The organism is Flaviflexus sp. (genome assembly GCF_052087705.1).
Lineage (GTDB): Bacteria > Actinomycetota > Actinomycetes > Actinomycetales > Actinomycetaceae > Flaviflexus > Flaviflexus ciconiae.
The window spans coordinates 21,131-36,483 of the sequence record NZ_JBQCYC010000012.1; the positions used below are offsets into that span (position 1 = coordinate 21,131).

Sequence of the window (15,353 nt, forward strand, 5' to 3'; positions counted from 1 at the left end):
ATGATTATGCCTACTCCATTTCCTCAAGAGTTCCGCGAGGACGTTGTCCATATCGTGTTGAACCGCGATCCTGGAGTCACCCGTGATGACATCGCGAAAGACTTCGGCATCCATGTCGGCACGCTCGATAAGTGCTTACGTGAAGCCCGCGCCCACGACAGTCACGAGCCCGCCCCGTCAAAGACTGAGAATGCTGAGCTGAGAGAGCTACGTCAACGCAATACGTTATTGGAGCAGGAAGCTCACGCACGATTTGCGACCGAGATTCTAGGTGCCCCGGAGGGGCAGCTTGCGATCCATAGCTTGGCCGAATTCGCATCGGGTGGAACTGTGATTGTCCTTTGCTACGAGTCCGACCATTCGCAGTGCCATCGAAGCCTAGTTATCAGAGAGGTCTCGGAACTACTGGAGAGCAAGGCTTAGCCTAAAACAGCGTGCTCGCGGGGTCCGCATTGGGGACCAGCGACTCCCAGCCCGATGAACGATCTACGCATTGCAACAGCTTCCTGATTACCCACCAAGATCCGGGCAACCTAGTCAAGTCCGTTCTCTCACCGGAGTAAATGGCAACGTCTACCTTACTGCCCCAGCACCCCTAACGGGATGACATGAACACCGCTTGGAAGCGTGTATGCATACTCGGTACCGGTAATGACAGCAAGGAAGGATGGCTCTCCGAGCTTGTCCAAGTCGACCCGTTCATCCCTCAATTTCAGGAGATTGCGTTCAGCATCGGGGATCTTGGAGGATCCAAGCTTGACCTCACAGGCACCCCATTTGCCGTCTTCTGGGTATTCAATGATGGCGTCGATTTCCAGGCCAGTATTGTCACGGTAGTGACAAACTCGGCCGAACTCGACACTGGCGAGGGCACGAAGGTCTCTCACAACCATTGATTCAAAAATTTGGCCGAAGTACTCGGGATCACGAGCCAACCGATCGACTCCAACGCCTAGGGCGGCGCATGCTAGAGCGGGATCAGCAAGGTGTAGCTTCGGAGAGGTCCGCAGACGTGAACGAGAGCGTAGGGAAACACTCCAGGCTGGTAGTTCATCGAGCCCAAAGACCTGCCTGAGGCCGTCCATGTAATTCGAGACCGTCTTTCGATCAAGGTGGTCGCTATTACCTGAAATATCAGCAGAAAGGCTCTTCAACGTTGCTTCCGCCGAGATATTTCGAGAGACCGATTCGATAAGGCGACGCAAATGCTCCGAATTATGCCGGATTCCGGTCACCTCTACGATCTCGGTTTCACACAGATCGTCCACATAGAAACGATTGAATACGATTGCTTGTCTGGTTGTAGCATCCAGCAGCCCGGGCCACCCACCTCGCACTGCCTGCTCGGCGAGATCTCGGTACGTAAGTGAAGACGTGGCCTGTACTCTCACGCCTGGCGCCAATCCGGACAGCGACACTTCACCTGACGAAGCCCTACTTTCGGCCAGGGACATTGTGCGCATTCGCAGTCTTCCAAAACGTCCCGCACCGGAATGCCTGGTTACGTCGTCGTGTGGCATCGCAGAACCCGACAAGATGAACTGTCCGCGTTTCTGACGCTCATCAATTTCCTGGCGTATGGCATTCCACAGGGTGGGAGCAAGCTGCCATTCATCAACTAAACGAGGCGTATATCCACGCAAGAGCTCACCAGGGCTGAGCTCAGCAAGTTGCACTAGCTCAGGCGACCGGTCCAGTCGGATCGAGCTGGCAGATTGCTGGAGTGCAGTAGAGGTCTTTCCAGAGGCTCTCGGCCCCTCAATGAGGACGGCACCCATCCCACCCAGAAGCTCACTGAGCACACTGTCCGCAACTCGAGGATAATAGGCCATGACGCCACCATACCCCACTCCGCAACGGTTTTACTCCCCATTCTGCAATGGATTCACTCCCCGTAAAGCAAGACTTTTATTCCCCATTTCGCAATTCTTAAATGTCGAAACCTCAGCGTTTATCTGTGATTAGTAACCAGAATTCTCACTTACTCAGAGCAACAATTTGCGTGAGGGCCGTGCCCCTCAGCGTGAGCTAGATTCCTACAGTACTGCCGGGCCTGATATGAGCTGGGTAATCATCATGGGAGCCTCTATCGAATCGACCTAGAAGCAACAAAGCGGTCTCCCATTCATTCAACAGCCCCTACGTGTTGCCATACATCCATTCGTTTGTGCAGCACTCTAACCACGATAACGGCGTCGCTTCGCTCCCGGTAGAAAACAATATGACTCCGCACTGAATAACGACGGTATCCTTCTCGAATGTCGTCGCATCGGTGCCCTCGGGACGGGTCTGCCGCAATTTTCTCGATCCCATCCCGCAAGTCATCTATATATAGCTCGGCTTGAGCCGCGCCCCACACCTCAAGCGTGTAGTCCCAGATCGCAGAGAGATCCCGTTGTGCAGCGGGAACAAGGAGATAAGGTTTCACGGCCGCCTTGCCGCAAGAAATTCATCGAAATCAAACTCCTCCGGCGCGCCACTTTCCTCTCCTTCAACAAGAGCTGAACGCAGGGCCGCCAAATGAAGCTCTTGACCCTCGAGCAGACGAAGGCCTGCCCGGACAACCTCACTCACGGATCCGTAACGACCGGAGGCGACTTCCTTCGCAAGAAAGTCAGCAAAATGATCATCAAGACTGATCGATGTATTACGAGCCATGCACCTACAATACCAATTCTTGGTATTGCGGTCACCGCTGGGTGGGCTCCAACCCCATCTGGACAAAAACCGCGCACGTTTTCACTATCAGTTCCACATTCCTATCAGCTCACTTCCTTTCATCTCGGCGTAGTGTTGGAGGTGGCCACACTTTTCTGCGTGAGCCATGTCTATCGATGTAGAGCTGACATGTTGGCATACGAGTATCAGAGCGACGGAAGCCTGAAGATTGTCGAGAAAGACACCCCTACTGCGGGCGAGGGCGAACTCGTAGTTGAGGTCGCTGCCGCCGGTATCTGCGGCACCGATCTGAAGATTGCGCGTGGCGAGCATCGCATGTACTCACCCGGTACGGTGCGAGTACGAGGCCACGAGAATGTTTGCATTGTTGTCGAGAACCGTAGTGGACAAGACCCGTTCGATGTTGGTACCCCCTGTGCTTCGCTCAGCCCCCACCAAACATCCTGGGCTTTGTATTCCAACCACTCTCATTCCGAGTAGCCTCCATACAAAGCCACTTACAACACCGAGAGCTCCTTTACCCAGCACTACCAGCATTCCCCACATAGCAGCACCGCTTGACTCCCGTTAGTGTGACAATGCTGGTGTGGGCAACAACGATCAGAATTCCAGTAGCGCGGCAGATGTTTACCGGTTCCGAGGTGCGATCCCCGATATCCCTAAGCGCACCTGGTGGGTGCGGATGTGGAGTCCGTTCTGGTCGGTGCCGGCAGCCTGCGTTCTTGTCTCTCTGCTACTTGGAATGTTCCTTCCCTCTTTGGAGAAGAACCTGCCGGAGTCAACGCTTGATTTCGTGTTTGCTGGCGGCCCGGATGCTGCTCGTGAGGTTCTTGGAACGATTGCCTCAGCTACTATTTCCGTTGCTGGCTTGACGTTCTCGATCACTCTTGTTGTTCTCCAGCTGGTGGCCAGCCAGTTCAGTCCCCGCATGCTGTCCGGTTTTCTCCGGAACCGGGTTGTTCAAGCCACCATGGGAATTTTCCTCGGTACTTTCATTTACTCGCTGACGGTGATCCGTAACGTGTGGACCGATGATGAGGAGCTCACGGGATTCGTTCCCCGAGCATCAGTCTCCCTTGCTTTTATCCTTGTTCTTGGCTGTCTCGGATTCTTCCTCGCCTTTATTCGCATCATCATGGGTTCCATGCGAGTGGCCAATGCTATTTCTGAGATAGGCGATGAGACAGTCGCACTGGCTAAGCGTCTCTACCCAATCGAAGACACAGAGGTTGGTCCGAGCATGGGGCCGGGCTGGTCCCCCAATCCCGGCGATCCACGAGAGAGCGTGGAAGCAAATAGTCACGGTGCTCTCGTGTGGATCAACTACCGCAGGCTCATGACGTGGGCTGAACGCAATGACGCCATCATTACGATCGACCGATCGGTTGGCGAGTTCGTTCTTGCCGGCCAGCCACTCCTACGAGTGTGGTGGGATGGCGAGCTCAGCGACGCTGACATCAGGCTCATCCATTCGTCCTTCGAAGTACATACCGAGCGGGAACTCCACCAGGATGTTGCCTTTGGACTACGCCAGCTAGTTGACATCACCGAGCGGGCACTCTCGGCCAGCGTCAACGACCCGGCCACGGCAGCACAGTCGATTCACGAGATCCACCGGATCTTCCGGCACCTTGTCACAGTTATTGAGCCGAGTCCTTACATGGCTGACGATGATGGGAACGTACGGGTAGTTCACAAACCCCAATCAATCTCTGAGATGCTCCACGAAGTGGTGGCAGAGATCCACTACTACGGAACCGACTCTGCCCTTGTTCCGAAGCTCATGGAGGACATGCTCGATGACCTCGAGATAGCTGCCGCTGACCACTTCCAGTCCGCCGTTAAGCACGCGCAGGAAATCTGGGAAGGCAAGACAGAAGGTCCCGACACCATTCGGCCCGAAAATTCAGAAGCCTAAAGAGACGCTCTCAGATCTAACCAGACTCTCTCAGGCCTAGGGGGGCTCTCTCAGGCGTTATGAGATCCTCTCAAGTTTAATAAGAGAATCTCGCCAGAAAACGATATCCTCGAGCCTTTCCACGCGTGCGCCACTGACTCTTTTCCGCAACTGAATCAGTGGTTGCGTTTGAGGGTTTCCCGCCCAGTTCCGTAGCCGAGATTTCTTGGCCGCGCTGAATCGCCACGGACTGGTCGGGTCAATGGGCCGGGTCGGGGCTGCTGGCGATAATGCAGCCATGGAGAGCTTCTTCGCTCTGCTACAGAACAACGTTCTCGATCGTCGGCGCTGGGCCACTCGTGACCAGCTGCGCGGTGCGATCATGGCCTGGATCGAAGGGACCTATCATCGTCGGTGCCGACAAGCAGGCTTGGGACGTTTGACTCCGATCGAATTCGAAACCATGATGAACACACCCGCCGCAACAGCGGCATGAAAACAAGCTGTCACCTAAACCTTCAGCAGACCCCGGGCCTAACCGCAAGGCTAGTGTCGTTTCCACAGCCTTGGCTAGCTACTCACATTCGAGAGCAACACATTCCGTGGCCTCTCCTTCTTCAAGGCCGATCATGACAGTCAACTCTTCAAACGTCACTGCGATCATCTGAGCTTCTTCAGACCACCACACGTCGTCACCGTCCTCGACCCGGATACGGAGAGCTTCAATCTTGTTAGGCTCATGCGCCCACATCCGCATCAGGCCTTCACTCGTCACAAAATTGACGTAGGGAGCATCGACTCCGGCAACGATCACCTCATCCCACCTGCCGTGAAGAGCCGCTTTAGCATCTTCAACTTTGGTGACATGAGGGCGGCGATGCTGACAGAAGGCCTTCTCGACACTGTCAAAAACAAGGATTTCGCTCCATTCGAAAGTCTTCTTGGAAAAGCGCATGGCCTGGTGTTCGTGCTCGAACATATCTGTCCTATCCGTATCTAGCCCCGCCAGGGCAATCGAGTGGGGCACGACCTGAGCCAGGCAGTGCCCCACCATGGGTGATTGAATATCTGTCAAATCCTGTGGCACTGAGTGCGAAGACGCGGCGCAGCCTCGTGGCTGCACCGCTGAGAAGACACCGCTATCGCGGTGAAAGAGATGAATCAGTGCGGGGAGCTATATGCTTCCCGCACTGATTCGAGGTTGATGAAGGTTAGATGCTTCGGGGTAGAGGTTTTGGCAGCTCAGGCCTCGAGTACTCGCATGGAGTGACCTCCGCTGCCACTCTGGTGATCGCTCTTATCAGGCCATTCGTCGCTCGTAGGATTCCCTTCGACTTGTGCAGTTCAACGTTTCCGCCCTCAGAGTGCAGAAGGCGGATCGATGTCACCAGGAAACGGGAGTGAGTCCATACCCGCGTTGAGCCTTCGCCCGAGATGATGTGGATGAACTTCCCATGGGTACCGGTGAGGATGACGGTTTCCCAGGTGTCCTGGTCCGCTGCTTCGTAGTCTTCGGCGGAAAGATAGTGGCCGTTCTCGCCGGACCGGCATGTGCTGCCGGAGTAGACCTCGGTGAATCTGTTCTTATCGTCCGCCGGAGGATGCGCCTCATGGTGGTTGTCGTCGTTCATGATGTCCTTTTTCGCTCGCTTCCACCTGGGCTTTTACCCAGGGGCCGATCTTCCCTTGGAGGCACCGTGTGCGATACGCGGTTGCCAGTCGACAAGCCAAGGGGCTTCACGTCGAACTTCTCGATCGATACTTCTATTATGGGCCCACGGGTCGGACAGAAATATTCTGCTTTTCTACCCGACCCGTGTTTCGACCTCGAGAGCTCAGCTGAAACAGCTGATTTCAATGGTCAGAACACACTGCGATTCGGCTGCCCTCGGCAGCGGCTTACAGGCTGTAGCCGCAGTCCGTTGGGCTCGGCGCAAGCGTGACTGGAGTTCCGACAACAGACCCGCTGGGCTCTTTCGAGTACACGGTCAGGAGGTGGTATCTTTCCGACCAGACAGTCCTCGCCTCGGGGTCCCGGGCAGCTATCTCCTGCACTTTGAGCAGGCGCTGGGGGTCGTGGTTCCAGCGGCGCTGGGTGCCTGCTTCTGTTCTGAAGTCGATGTAATGACCATCTACCGCGGTCACTTCGGCCGCGACTCTCCGCTCCTCAGAGGCAAGCCGGACCTGGATGAAATGGACACGGTGACCAGACTTGTATTTACTGCAGTCTTCCACAGTGACGTCTGGGCCTTCGATGAAAATGTATTCGTGCGCATCCGGCGCATCGTCCATGGGGTTCATAAGAATTTTCCTATATCGCATACTTCCGCCCGAGCTTTTGCTCGGGGGCCGATCTTCCTTCGGGAGCACCGTGTGCGAGACGCGGTTGCTAGTCGACTAGCCGAGGGGCTTAGCGTCGAACTTCTTGATCGATGTTTCTATTATGCACACGGGGGTCGGACAGAAATTTGTTGATTTTCTTCCCGCCCCTCTCTCCACCTGTCTTGTATCAGCAACGAAGAGATCCGGGCTCGCTCTGAGCTGATCGTCATGGCGGAGCCGAATTATTTGGAGAGGGGACGTACCCAGAACAGTGGCCGTCAACATGTGCTTGAATGCATAGCCTGCCAACTATAGGGCCCACATTTCCGCCTCCGACCCCGATTACACTCGGACTGTTGAGAACTCACAAGACTTAAAAATTGGGGACTGAGAATGAAGCTTCGCTGGTGGGTATTCGGAGCTGTTGCTGTTGTTGGTGCCGGCACGTATTTCTCAGAAGAGACCACCGAGGGCACAGAGCTTGTCGAAGTTCATGAAGAAACTAAAGAGCCTGCTTCGATAGTCCCGTCAGAGGAAGACGAACAAGAAGAGCTGATCACCGTCGATGCGACGGTGGAGCCTGAACCGACTGAAACACCGACCGCTACTGAGGAATCAACAACTCCCGAACAGAGCGTCACCACAGCTGATACTGACGGGCTCCTCGCTACCGAGGTGGTCGAGACTCTTGAAGTAAAAGGACGTGCACCGAAGACCGGCTATGACCGGGAGCTCTTTGGTCAAAGATGGGCAGACATCGACCGAAACGGCTGCGATACTCGCAATGACATATTGAGCCGCGACCTCACGGATAAAACATTCAAGCCCGGGACAAGGGACTGCGTTGTCCTGACCGGGACCATCATCAGCCCATACACGGGTGACACCATTCTGTTCGAACGCGGCCAGTCGACATCCTCAGAGGTTCAGATAGACCACGTGGTCGCACTGTCCGATGCATGGCAGAAGGGTGCACAGCAGATGTCTGCCGATGATCGCGAGCTCTTCGCCAACGATCCTCTCAATCTTCTCGCTGTTGACGGTCGCAGCAACTCGCAGAAGGGAGCGGGCGATGCGGCAACATGGCTGCCGAGCAATAAGTCCTACCGTTGCGACTATGTCGCCCACCAGGTCGGCGTTAAAGCAAAGTACAGCCTGTGGGTTACCGCTGCGGAGAAGGACGCAATCATCCAGATCCTGTCATCGTGCCCTGATCAGACAATCCCCGAGGCCGATGACTCCGTCCCTGTCATCCCATCGGGCAACATCCATCAGAGCAACCCTCAGCCAGCAGCGCCAACAACTGAGGCACCCACCCCCGCACCAAGCCCCGTATCACCCGAGGACGTGTACTACACCAACTGCACGGAAGCACGAGAGGCCGGCGCCGCTCCTATCCTCGAAGGCGAGCCCGGCTACCGGGTTCAGATGGACGGGGACAGGGACGGTATCGCCTGCGAATAGCGCAGTCAGCCATCATCCATTACGACGCGGCGTACTCACCACACTGTCCACCCCCACCTAACCTCACGGGCAGAAGTGAATCCTGCCGGAGCTTCACACCTGCAGAGGATGACGATTCAACCGCCTGCGGCACGCGACAAACATTGGGCTTGCAAGAGATTTGAGCATCCGCAGGCACGAGCAGAGAGTCAGCTTCACACCTAACTTCACACTTAACTTCACAGGGTGTGAAGTTAAGTGTGAAGTTAGGTTGGAAGTTAGTTGTAGAGCCTCAGCTCCAATGGAGCATCCGGCTGGTTTGAACTCCTCTCAGTTGAGATACCTCAACCAGCACAATGATTTCAGGGGCGGCAGGGAATACTGGCGGGAGAACTGCGCCATCAATCTCGTTTAGCATCGTTGTATGACGAATCCTCTTTTGACACCATCTGTCCTGCCCTACGGAGTCCCTGACTGGGAGGCAATCAAGCCGGAGCATATCCTTCCAGCCGCTCATAAAGCGTTAAAGGCTCAGAGGCAGCAGTGGGAGACCATCGCATCGAACCCGGAGCCTGCAACGGTAGAGAACACAGTTGTTGCTTTCGATAAGTCGAACGATGTTATTGACAGTGCTCTCGCACCCGCATTCACCCTGTTCTCCTCGATGGGCGGGGATGAACTAGATGAGATCCAGGCAGCTCTTGGCCCTGAGCTCTCCGCACATCAGAGCGCTTTCTGGCTCGACCGCCGCCTATTCGACCGCTTCAACTCGATCGACCTGAACGATGCTGATGAGGAGACAACATACTTCGTCACGGACACTCTCAAGAAGTTCCGCCTCAAGGGCATTGATCTGCCAGCCGAGGAGCAGGAGACACTGAAGGGACTCGATTCCGAGCTGTCCCGCCTTGAGATCCTGTTCAGCCAGCGTGCCACGAAGGCCATGGATGATTACTCCCTGACCGTATCCTCACGCGAGGAGCTGGCTGGGCTCAGCGATGAACAGATCGAGTCCTACAAGCAGGACGACGGCACGTATCGCCTGCCGCTCCTCAACTTCACGAACCAGCCCCTCCAGGTTGATCTGACGAACCCGGCAACGCGCCGGGCTCTGCTCGATGCATCGATGAGCCGTGGTCTTGGTGAGCATGAGTCCTCAGATACTCGTGAGATCGTCACCGCGATCGCGACTCTCCGCGCCCAGCGCGCAGCGCTTCTCGGCCAGCCGCATCACGCCCAGGTTGTCGCACAGCAGGGCATGGCAGGAGACTCGCAGAACATCATCGACCTCCTCTCCTCTGTTGCCACACGGGCAGTGGAAGCAGTGGACCGCGAACTTGAGGACATGAAGGGTCTGATCGACGCAGACAGCACCGGCGATGGTGTTCAGGCTGGCGACTGGTCTTACTACCAGGAGAAGCTCCGCGGCCAGGTCGCTGTCGATGATGCTGCTCTTAAGCCCTACCTGTCACTCACGAACGTTGTCGAGAAGGGCATCTTCTACGCGGCCGAGAAGCTGTTCGGCATCACCTTCACCCCGCGCCCTGACATCAAGGGCTACGTCGACACGATTGAGACATGGGAAGTGTTCGATGAGTCTGGTGAGGCAGTCGGACTGTTCCAGGCCGACTTCTATGCCCGCAAGGGCAAGCAGGGCGGTGCTTGGATGCACTCCCTCGTCACCCAATCACGCAGAGCGGGCACGAAGCCCGTCATCATGAATAACTCGAACTTCGATGAGCCGGCCGCCGGCCAGGATCTGCTCCTCACCTGGGATCAGGTTGAGACTGTTTTCCACGAGTTCGGGCATGCTCTGCACGGTCTCCTCTCGGACACGTATTACGCATCAACATCGGGCACAGCAGTGCCGAGGGACTTTGTTGAACTGCCGAGCCAGCTGTTTGAGATGTGGGCATACCACCCCGAGGTCCTTTCCCAGTACGCCGTGCACCACGAGACCGGGGAGCCCCTCCCCGAGGATCTCGTAGCTAAGCTCTCAGCCTCGAAGACATTCGGCCGGGGCTTCGCAACAACCGAGTTCATCGCATCTGCTCTTGTCGACCAGGCCTGGCACCGGATCAGTGCCGACGAGGTGCCGACCTCCGATGAGATCGAGGCCTTTGAAAAGAAGGCTCTCAAGGATCTCGGAGTTCACCACGACCTGGTCCCGCCCCGCTACCGGAGTGCTTACTTCAAGCACACGTTCGGCGGCGGCTACGATGCCGGCTACTACTCGTACATGTGGGCCGAAGTCCTCGTGGCCGACATTGAGCAGTGGTTCGGGTCCGAAGCTGCGAAGAATGGCGATGGCGGATTGAACAGAGAAGCCGGCGATATTCTCCGCTCCGAGCTCCTCTCACGCGGCTCATCGCGCGACCCCATGGAGACCTTCAAGGCTGTGCGCGGCAGGGAGCCTCGTGCGGAGGCACTGCTGGAGCGTAGGGGCCTCTAAGTCCTTCATCGCAGAAGGGGTCGGCTCTAATGAGTCGACCCCTTCTGCGTCCCGTTCAATTGGACCCCCTCTTTCAGCCGAACAGTCCGTCACAAACGACTTAATTCCCATGGGGCTTTCACCCCAGGTTTTCGCCCTCACTGACGGTTACGTTGGTGAAAACTTTCACCTGTGGATAGATGAGGACATAGCGTGAAGCGTCGCTGGTGGATTGTTGGGGCAGTCGTTGCCGTCTACGTCAGCCCTCGCTTCTTAGACGAGATCCCTGAAGACCCACCTTTTGCCCTGGACCTCTGTAGAAAGAGAGTCAGCTCGCGCACTGCACAACAAAGTTGAGGCCGGCACCCTCCCTAGCCCGCCTGTGCGGGAATGAGGGCAGCGCTGGACCGACTCGTTCCCACATCAGGTGAATCAGGCAGCCTCGTATTCACGCATCTCCGGCAGAGTGAAATACAACGCAAGCGCTCGACGTATCGCATTCCTCGACCTCGTGCTCATCACCTTTCCGCCGAGCATCCTGAGAGTCAACCTCTCAAGCGTTTCCTCAGAGTAAAGCTCATCTAGTGCACGAGCGTATGCGTAGGCATTTGCGATTTCACGAGGTGAAACCTCTTCAAGATTTGGGCCGGACTCGCGCGTGCGAAAACCGCGCCAAGTCGACGGATCAAGACCATCTGGCCACACGAAGCGGTGCTGGTCGATATGTAGAGCACTAGATTTGATCTGCCATATCAACTGGTCAACACGCGACCCCCTCACTCGGCTAAGGCCAAAGCCTTTTCCAACGAGGGTTTTAAGTCGGTCAATGTGAATCGGTCCTTCACACGCAACAACTTCGCGAATAAGAGCCTGGATCTTTTTCTTGGTCGCTCCCGATCGAATGGAATCCAACTCCTCGGCGGTACCCACATGACGCTCGTTCCACGAAGCAAATGGCAGGGGTCCATTATCGTTCGCACGCTCGTGGGAAAGGGTTTCCAAGTCCTTCGTCGGTGATTCCAGATTCACAGACCGTACGGTCGAAGGCTCGGCGCGACTGGAGCTGGCCCGCGTGTCACGCTGACTAGTCTCTGATGCCCTACTTTCTCGCATCGCCACCGCTTGCTGCCAAAGCCTCTTGAGAGCGCTATGTTTCAAAGTTTCAAGAGCGTCATCTCGCAAGCCTTTCCCGAGTATCGAAAGAACGACCGTCGCGGCATCGCAGATTCGATAGACCTCTGGAATTAAGAAGTCTCGCTGATGCACAAAGTCATTGCGGGCGACCCGCAAGACCTGCCCGTTACAGGACACATCACGGCGGCGAGGCACATCGAAGACAAAGCCGAAGCTACCCATCGATTCGGTCAGTGCCCGCAGCTGGGACTGGGGGTCCCCCGACGACAGTGGCAGAGGCGTCCTGCCTCGCGCCCTATCGACACCTTCAAGGCATTCAACCCACGACATAGTCAGGTTAACTTCTCCGCGACGCTTTTCGACTGCCTCAGCGAACCGCTCATCCAGAAGCCTCTGGAGATGGGGGGAAAGAAGTTCCAAAACCTGGCCGACTATCGCTCGGCTCTCGTCTCTCTCAGAATGGGGCACGGAGTGAACATTCTCCACTGTCGATGAAAGCACTGGCCGGCTAACGCCGCCATCCCGCTGATGAGAGAGTCCCGCGACATAGTGAGAATTGAAAGGAATGTCGAATTCTTTATTGCGACCTACAGAATCCCTGCCGCTTAGGGATAAGTCATGCTCGTTAAGCATTACTTTCTCCTGTTACAAAACGAATGATTTCAAGACCGGCCTCGCATCGACGATGATTGAACTCTTTCAACCCAATGCATTCCAGAACCGGCACTCAGGCCCCCGTTATGGCTTCCGGCAGGCACACCGCGTGCCGGAAGCCATCAGCAGAGCTAATACAGTCGGCTAGGGGAACTATCCGACATCAGCCCCTCAGGAGCCCTTGCACGAGGAAACCTCTCCCTCCCCCAAGGAGAACAGCTGGCCGATTCCGTCACTTTCAACTTTCAGAATGTAGTACCGCTCGCACCACAGGACTTCTACATTGGGCAGCAACGCAGGGACTTCAGCACCCCTACGCAGGTGCACCGGGTTATGGCTCCACCGCCGGAACCGACCCTTCACGGTTTCACATTCAATATAATGACCGTCGACTTCGACGATGCGGGCAGGTACCCAATCCGTGCTTTCCACCGCATGACGCGCATGAATAGCGTGGATGCTGTGGCCGGCCACATACATGGGACACAGCGGGGCCGCCGGCGCGATACCAACGGCTCGACCTGACGGGGAGGTGAAACTAAGAGCCACCAATTCACGCTCTAGAATATCTTCAGAGCTGGGAGCATTGCTCCCGAAAGAAGGACCGTGATCCATCATGGAACATTCCTTTAAATTTCGTTCTTCCGCCCGAGCTTTTGCGCGGGGGCCGATCTTCCCTCAGGAGCACCGTGCACGTAACGCGGTTGCTAGTCGACTAGCCGAGGGGCTTAGCGTCGAACTTCTCGATCTACGCTCCAGAATATATACCTCTAGGAACCTTGTCAACTGTTAATCCGATTAACAATTGACAAGGTTTATTCGGCCCATAAAACCCGCCCGTCGAGGCGGACTAATAGGGACGAATGCTCCCACTTACTCATCATTGCGAACACCAGCCCGTCAAAAATTAGATGCCGTTACCAGCAACTCACGACGCTCCAGCGGGTTTCACCGAAGCACGCGGGGCTTTGACATCACCTACTGATAGGACACAAACTCCGGCAGCGGCTCCACCGCATAGGTCTCTTCCGGGGTGAGCATGGGAAAGTCTTCATCGATGAAGTTCTTCCATCCCCACGCTATTCCTTCTGGAGCATCCTGGTGGAGGGCATGCCAGGTGCCCGCTTTTGCCCCCTGGCTCCCCTGACCATCTGCATGGATCAGCAGAGCAACTTCAGAGCGAGATAGATCGAGCTGGTCCCTATCGCGGATCATCTGAAGCTGAAACTGGTGGAGGACGACCATCTTCTGGGGAAGATTGCTCTCCCGGACGTAGTCGCTGAGGTAGGCAATCACCTCATTCACTTCATCGATCTCTACATGGCCGATCCGTGTCAGTGGCTCTTCATCGGGACCAAGCCGCCACTCCGGGTCGAGAGCTATTCCCACGTGCGGGTAGGCGAGCAGCTCCTCGTATTGTTGGACCTGTGTAAGGAAGTCAGTTCTGCCGGGCTGGAAGTCGAGGATGACATATTGGCCCGCATCTCCCGCGGCTTCGATGAGGGGAATAAACCATTCGATCGGGCCTTCGTTGGAGTAGTTTCCGTCATCACCCGGTGCGCCGGCTGCCACGGTCACGATGATCTCCTGGGCCGGCACAACCGTGTCATCAGTCAGAGCTCGGTATGGCTCCGTCATCTCTTCAGCACGAGCAACAGTGGAGGGAACATCCTGTTCGCCGAGGATCCCAAGTGCTGGTGTGATGGGTGAGCCGTACAGGGCAATGTAGCGCTTCCCCCCGAACACATGCTGGGTCCCACCCGGCAGTTCAACACCGGTTGATGCGGCAGCCAGCTGCCACTCAAAGTCCTCAAGTTCCTCCTCGAACAGCCCGAGAACAATGTCGGCAGACTCGGCTACCTGAATAGCTTCACTCGACCCGCGGGGGTCAGCCGGGGACAGGACAATGGCCGCACCAGCCGCACGGGCCGTGCCCACCGCCGCAATCGAGCTGCCATCGGTCAGCACAACAACCCCATCGAGCAGATCAATGCCATGCTCCAGCTCAACATCAGTCAACTGCGGAGCAATAAAGGCTTCCCCTTCAGCCAAAGAAAGCAGAGCATCAAGGTCTTCTCCCTCGGGCGTCACGACCGTAAGGGAAGGATCGGCCTCAGCCTCCTCCCCTTCATCCGGCACGCTTGACTCCTCACCAGTCACACCGGGGTCAGCCCTATCCTCAGCACTCTCGGCGCTATCCTCGGCGCTATCCTCAGAGCCAGACTCCTCTTCCGCTTCTGCAGGAAGGACTGCGGGGATGGCTTCTACGTCTTCCATGTCCTCGAGCTCGACGCCGACGGTGATCACCCAGGTTGCATCAAGCCGCTCCAGCTCGTCAACAATCCCGTCTCCTTCGACAAGGACAGGCACGGCATAGGCCATGCCGAGCGAAGACGCCTCCAGCTCAAGCTTTTCATCAGTCACAACAGCTCCGGGTGAGGACTCAAAGAACTGCTCACTCATCGCAATCGATATTTCGCTCGCTTCAGCACCGATGACAAGAAGCGACGTGGGTTCGACAACCACCGCAACTGCCTCTTCTGCAGGCTCCGCTTCTTCACCGGCCCCGTCGCCCCGCTCTCTCTCATCAACAGACTCTTGAGCGCCGTCATCCGAAGAGCGCTCGCTACCATCAGCAGTGCTGTTATCTGCAGATGAGCAGGCAACAAGGACCGCTGATCCGGCAGCTATCACAGCAATCATCTTCTTCACCTTCATGCCGTAACCCCCTGACGTGCCTGTTAGGGGATCCACCCTACAGAAGAGCAATCCGCCGGTCACTCTCACCGAAAC

Annotated in this window: 14 protein-coding genes, 1 pseudogene and 3 riboswitches; of the genes and pseudogenes, 6 read left to right on the forward strand and 9 right to left on the reverse strand. The window is 56.3% G+C overall.

Going from position 1 to position 15,353, the window contains the following annotated elements; translation table 11 throughout:
- Window positions 1–6: 6 nt before the first annotated feature.
- Entirely contained in the window at window positions 7–423 is a 417-nt protein-coding gene (locus ACTHUY_RS07660) for a DUF488 domain-containing protein (RefSeq protein ID WP_441675869.1), read from the forward strand.
- Between the two features lie 155 nt (window positions 424–578).
- Here the strand turns inward: ACTHUY_RS07660 and ACTHUY_RS07665 are convergent, their stop codons facing one another.
- From ACTHUY_RS07665 to ACTHUY_RS07675, 3 genes are all read right to left on the reverse strand, one after another.
- A complete protein-coding gene (locus ACTHUY_RS07665; RefSeq protein ID WP_441675870.1) occupies window positions 579–1,832 on the reverse strand; it encodes an ATP-binding protein in 1,254 nt (417 codons plus the stop codon).
- A gap of 293 nt (window positions 1,833–2,125) precedes the next feature.
- Window positions 2,126–2,428, reverse strand: coding sequence for a type II toxin-antitoxin system RelE/ParE family toxin (locus ACTHUY_RS07670; RefSeq protein WP_441675872.1), 303 nt, complete (start codon window positions 2,426–2,428; stop codon window positions 2,126–2,128).
- On the reverse strand, window positions 2,425–2,658 hold the full coding sequence (locus ACTHUY_RS07675) for a type II toxin-antitoxin system ParD family antitoxin (RefSeq protein WP_441678340.1): 234 nt from the start codon (window positions 2,656–2,658) through the stop codon (window positions 2,425–2,427). Before ACTHUY_RS07675 ends, ACTHUY_RS07670 begins: the two co-directional genes overlap by 4 nt.
- Before the next feature lie 159 nt (window positions 2,659–2,817).
- On the opposite strand from ACTHUY_RS07675, the gene ACTHUY_RS07680 reads away from it, so the two are divergent.
- From ACTHUY_RS07680 to ACTHUY_RS07690, 3 genes and pseudogenes are all read left to right on the forward strand, one after another.
- Window positions 2,818–3,159: an alcohol dehydrogenase catalytic domain-containing protein gene (locus tag ACTHUY_RS07680; protein WP_441678342.1), complete on the forward strand. Its 342-nt coding sequence runs from the start codon at window positions 2,818–2,820 to the stop codon at window positions 3,157–3,159.
- Between the two features lie 106 nt (window positions 3,160–3,265).
- Window positions 3,266–4,597, forward strand: a complete 1,332-nt coding sequence (locus tag ACTHUY_RS07685; RefSeq protein ID WP_441675874.1) for a DUF2254 domain-containing protein — start codon at window positions 3,266–3,268, stop codon at window positions 4,595–4,597.
- A 181-nt stretch (window positions 4,598–4,778) separates the two neighbouring features.
- A pseudogene (locus tag ACTHUY_RS07690) lies at window positions 4,779–5,072 on the forward strand (integrase core domain-containing protein); the annotation flags it as partial.
- A 78-nt stretch (window positions 5,073–5,150) separates the two neighbouring features.
- On the opposite strand, the gene ACTHUY_RS07695 reads toward ACTHUY_RS07690, so the two are convergent.
- The 3 genes from ACTHUY_RS07695 to ACTHUY_RS07705 form a co-directional block, all read right to left on the reverse strand.
- Entirely contained in the window at window positions 5,151–5,555 is a 405-nt protein-coding gene (locus ACTHUY_RS07695) for a hypothetical protein (protein ID WP_441675876.1), read from the reverse strand.
- A 232-nt stretch (window positions 5,556–5,787) separates the two neighbouring features.
- The gene (locus ACTHUY_RS07700; RefSeq protein ID WP_441675878.1) at window positions 5,788–6,207 is read right to left on the reverse strand and encodes a hypothetical protein; all 420 of its coding nucleotides are present in this window, start codon (window positions 6,205–6,207) and stop codon (window positions 5,788–5,790) included.
- A gap of 10 nt (window positions 6,208–6,217) precedes the next feature.
- Window positions 6,218–6,333: riboswitch (SAM riboswitch) on the reverse strand.
- Between the two features lie 142 nt (window positions 6,334–6,475).
- Entirely contained in the window at window positions 6,476–6,877 is a 402-nt protein-coding gene (locus ACTHUY_RS07705) for a hypothetical protein (protein ID WP_441675880.1), read from the reverse strand.
- A 14-nt stretch (window positions 6,878–6,891) separates the two neighbouring features.
- A riboswitch (SAM riboswitch) is annotated at window positions 6,892–7,007 on the reverse strand.
- Between the two features lie 284 nt (window positions 7,008–7,291).
- On the opposite strand from ACTHUY_RS07705, the gene ACTHUY_RS07710 reads away from it, so the two are divergent.
- Both ACTHUY_RS07710 and ACTHUY_RS07715 read left to right on the forward strand, forming a co-directional pair.
- On the forward strand, window positions 7,292–8,362 hold the full coding sequence (locus tag ACTHUY_RS07710; RefSeq protein ID WP_441675881.1) for a GmrSD restriction endonuclease domain-containing protein: 1,071 nt from the start codon (window positions 7,292–7,294) through the stop codon (window positions 8,360–8,362).
- 403 nt (window positions 8,363–8,765) lie between these two features.
- Window positions 8,766–10,793, forward strand: coding sequence for a M3 family metallopeptidase (locus ACTHUY_RS07715; protein WP_441675882.1), 2,028 nt, complete (start codon window positions 8,766–8,768; stop codon window positions 10,791–10,793).
- 411 nt (window positions 10,794–11,204) lie between these two features.
- Here the strand turns inward: ACTHUY_RS07715 and ACTHUY_RS07720 are convergent, their stop codons facing one another.
- The 3 genes from ACTHUY_RS07720 to ACTHUY_RS07730 all read right to left on the reverse strand — a co-directional run bounded on the left by ACTHUY_RS07720 (window position 11,205) and on the right by ACTHUY_RS07730 (window position 15,278).
- On the reverse strand, window positions 11,205–12,539 hold the full coding sequence (locus ACTHUY_RS07720; protein WP_441675884.1) for a DUF3320 domain-containing protein: 1,335 nt from the start codon (window positions 12,537–12,539) through the stop codon (window positions 11,205–11,207).
- 192 nt (window positions 12,540–12,731) lie between these two features.
- Window positions 12,732–13,178, reverse strand: a complete 447-nt coding sequence (locus ACTHUY_RS07725) for a hypothetical protein (protein WP_441675886.1) — start codon at window positions 13,176–13,178, stop codon at window positions 12,732–12,734.
- A gap of 15 nt (window positions 13,179–13,193) precedes the next feature.
- Window positions 13,194–13,309: riboswitch (SAM riboswitch) on the reverse strand.
- 229 nt (window positions 13,310–13,538) lie between these two features.
- Entirely contained in the window at window positions 13,539–15,278 is a 1,740-nt protein-coding gene (locus ACTHUY_RS07730; RefSeq protein WP_441678344.1) for a hypothetical protein, read from the reverse strand.
- Window positions 15,279–15,353 lie beyond the last annotated feature (75 nt).

What these genes read in the sequence shown, in the direction of transcription:
- ACTHUY_RS07700 (WP_441675878.1), bottom strand. Translation starts at nt 6,207, where the DNA reads ATGAACGACGACAACCACCATGAGGCGCATCCTCCGGCGGACGATAAG.
- ACTHUY_RS07705 (WP_441675880.1), bottom strand. Translation starts at nt 6,877, where the DNA reads ATGAACCCCATGGACGATGCGCCGGATGCGCACGAATACATTTTCATC.
- ACTHUY_RS07720 (WP_441675884.1), bottom strand. Translation starts at nt 12,539, where the DNA reads ATGCTTAACGAGCATGACTTATCCCTAAGCGGCAGGGATTCTGTAGGT.
- ACTHUY_RS07675 (WP_441678340.1), bottom strand. Translation starts at nt 2,658, where the DNA reads ATGGCTCGTAATACATCGATCAGTCTTGATGATCATTTTGCTGACTTT.
- ACTHUY_RS07730 (WP_441678344.1), bottom strand. Translation starts at nt 15,278, where the DNA reads ATGAAGGTGAAGAAGATGATTGCTGTGATAGCTGCCGGATCAGCGGTC.
- ACTHUY_RS07715 (WP_441675882.1), top strand. Translation starts at nt 8,766, where the DNA reads ATGACGAATCCTCTTTTGACACCATCTGTCCTGCCCTACGGAGTCCCT.
- ACTHUY_RS07695 (WP_441675876.1), bottom strand. Translation starts at nt 5,555, where the DNA reads ATGTTCGAGCACGAACACCAGGCCATGCGCTTTTCCAAGAAGACTTTC.
- ACTHUY_RS07710 (WP_441675881.1), top strand. Translation starts at nt 7,292, where the DNA reads ATGAAGCTTCGCTGGTGGGTATTCGGAGCTGTTGCTGTTGTTGGTGCC.
- ACTHUY_RS07665 (WP_441675870.1), bottom strand. Translation starts at nt 1,832, where the DNA reads ATGGCCTATTATCCTCGAGTTGCGGACAGTGTGCTCAGTGAGCTTCTG.
- ACTHUY_RS07660 (WP_441675869.1), top strand. Translation starts at nt 7, where the DNA reads ATGCCTACTCCATTTCCTCAAGAGTTCCGCGAGGACGTTGTCCATATC.
- ACTHUY_RS07725 (WP_441675886.1), bottom strand. Translation starts at nt 13,178, where the DNA reads ATGATGGATCACGGTCCTTCTTTCGGGAGCAATGCTCCCAGCTCTGAA.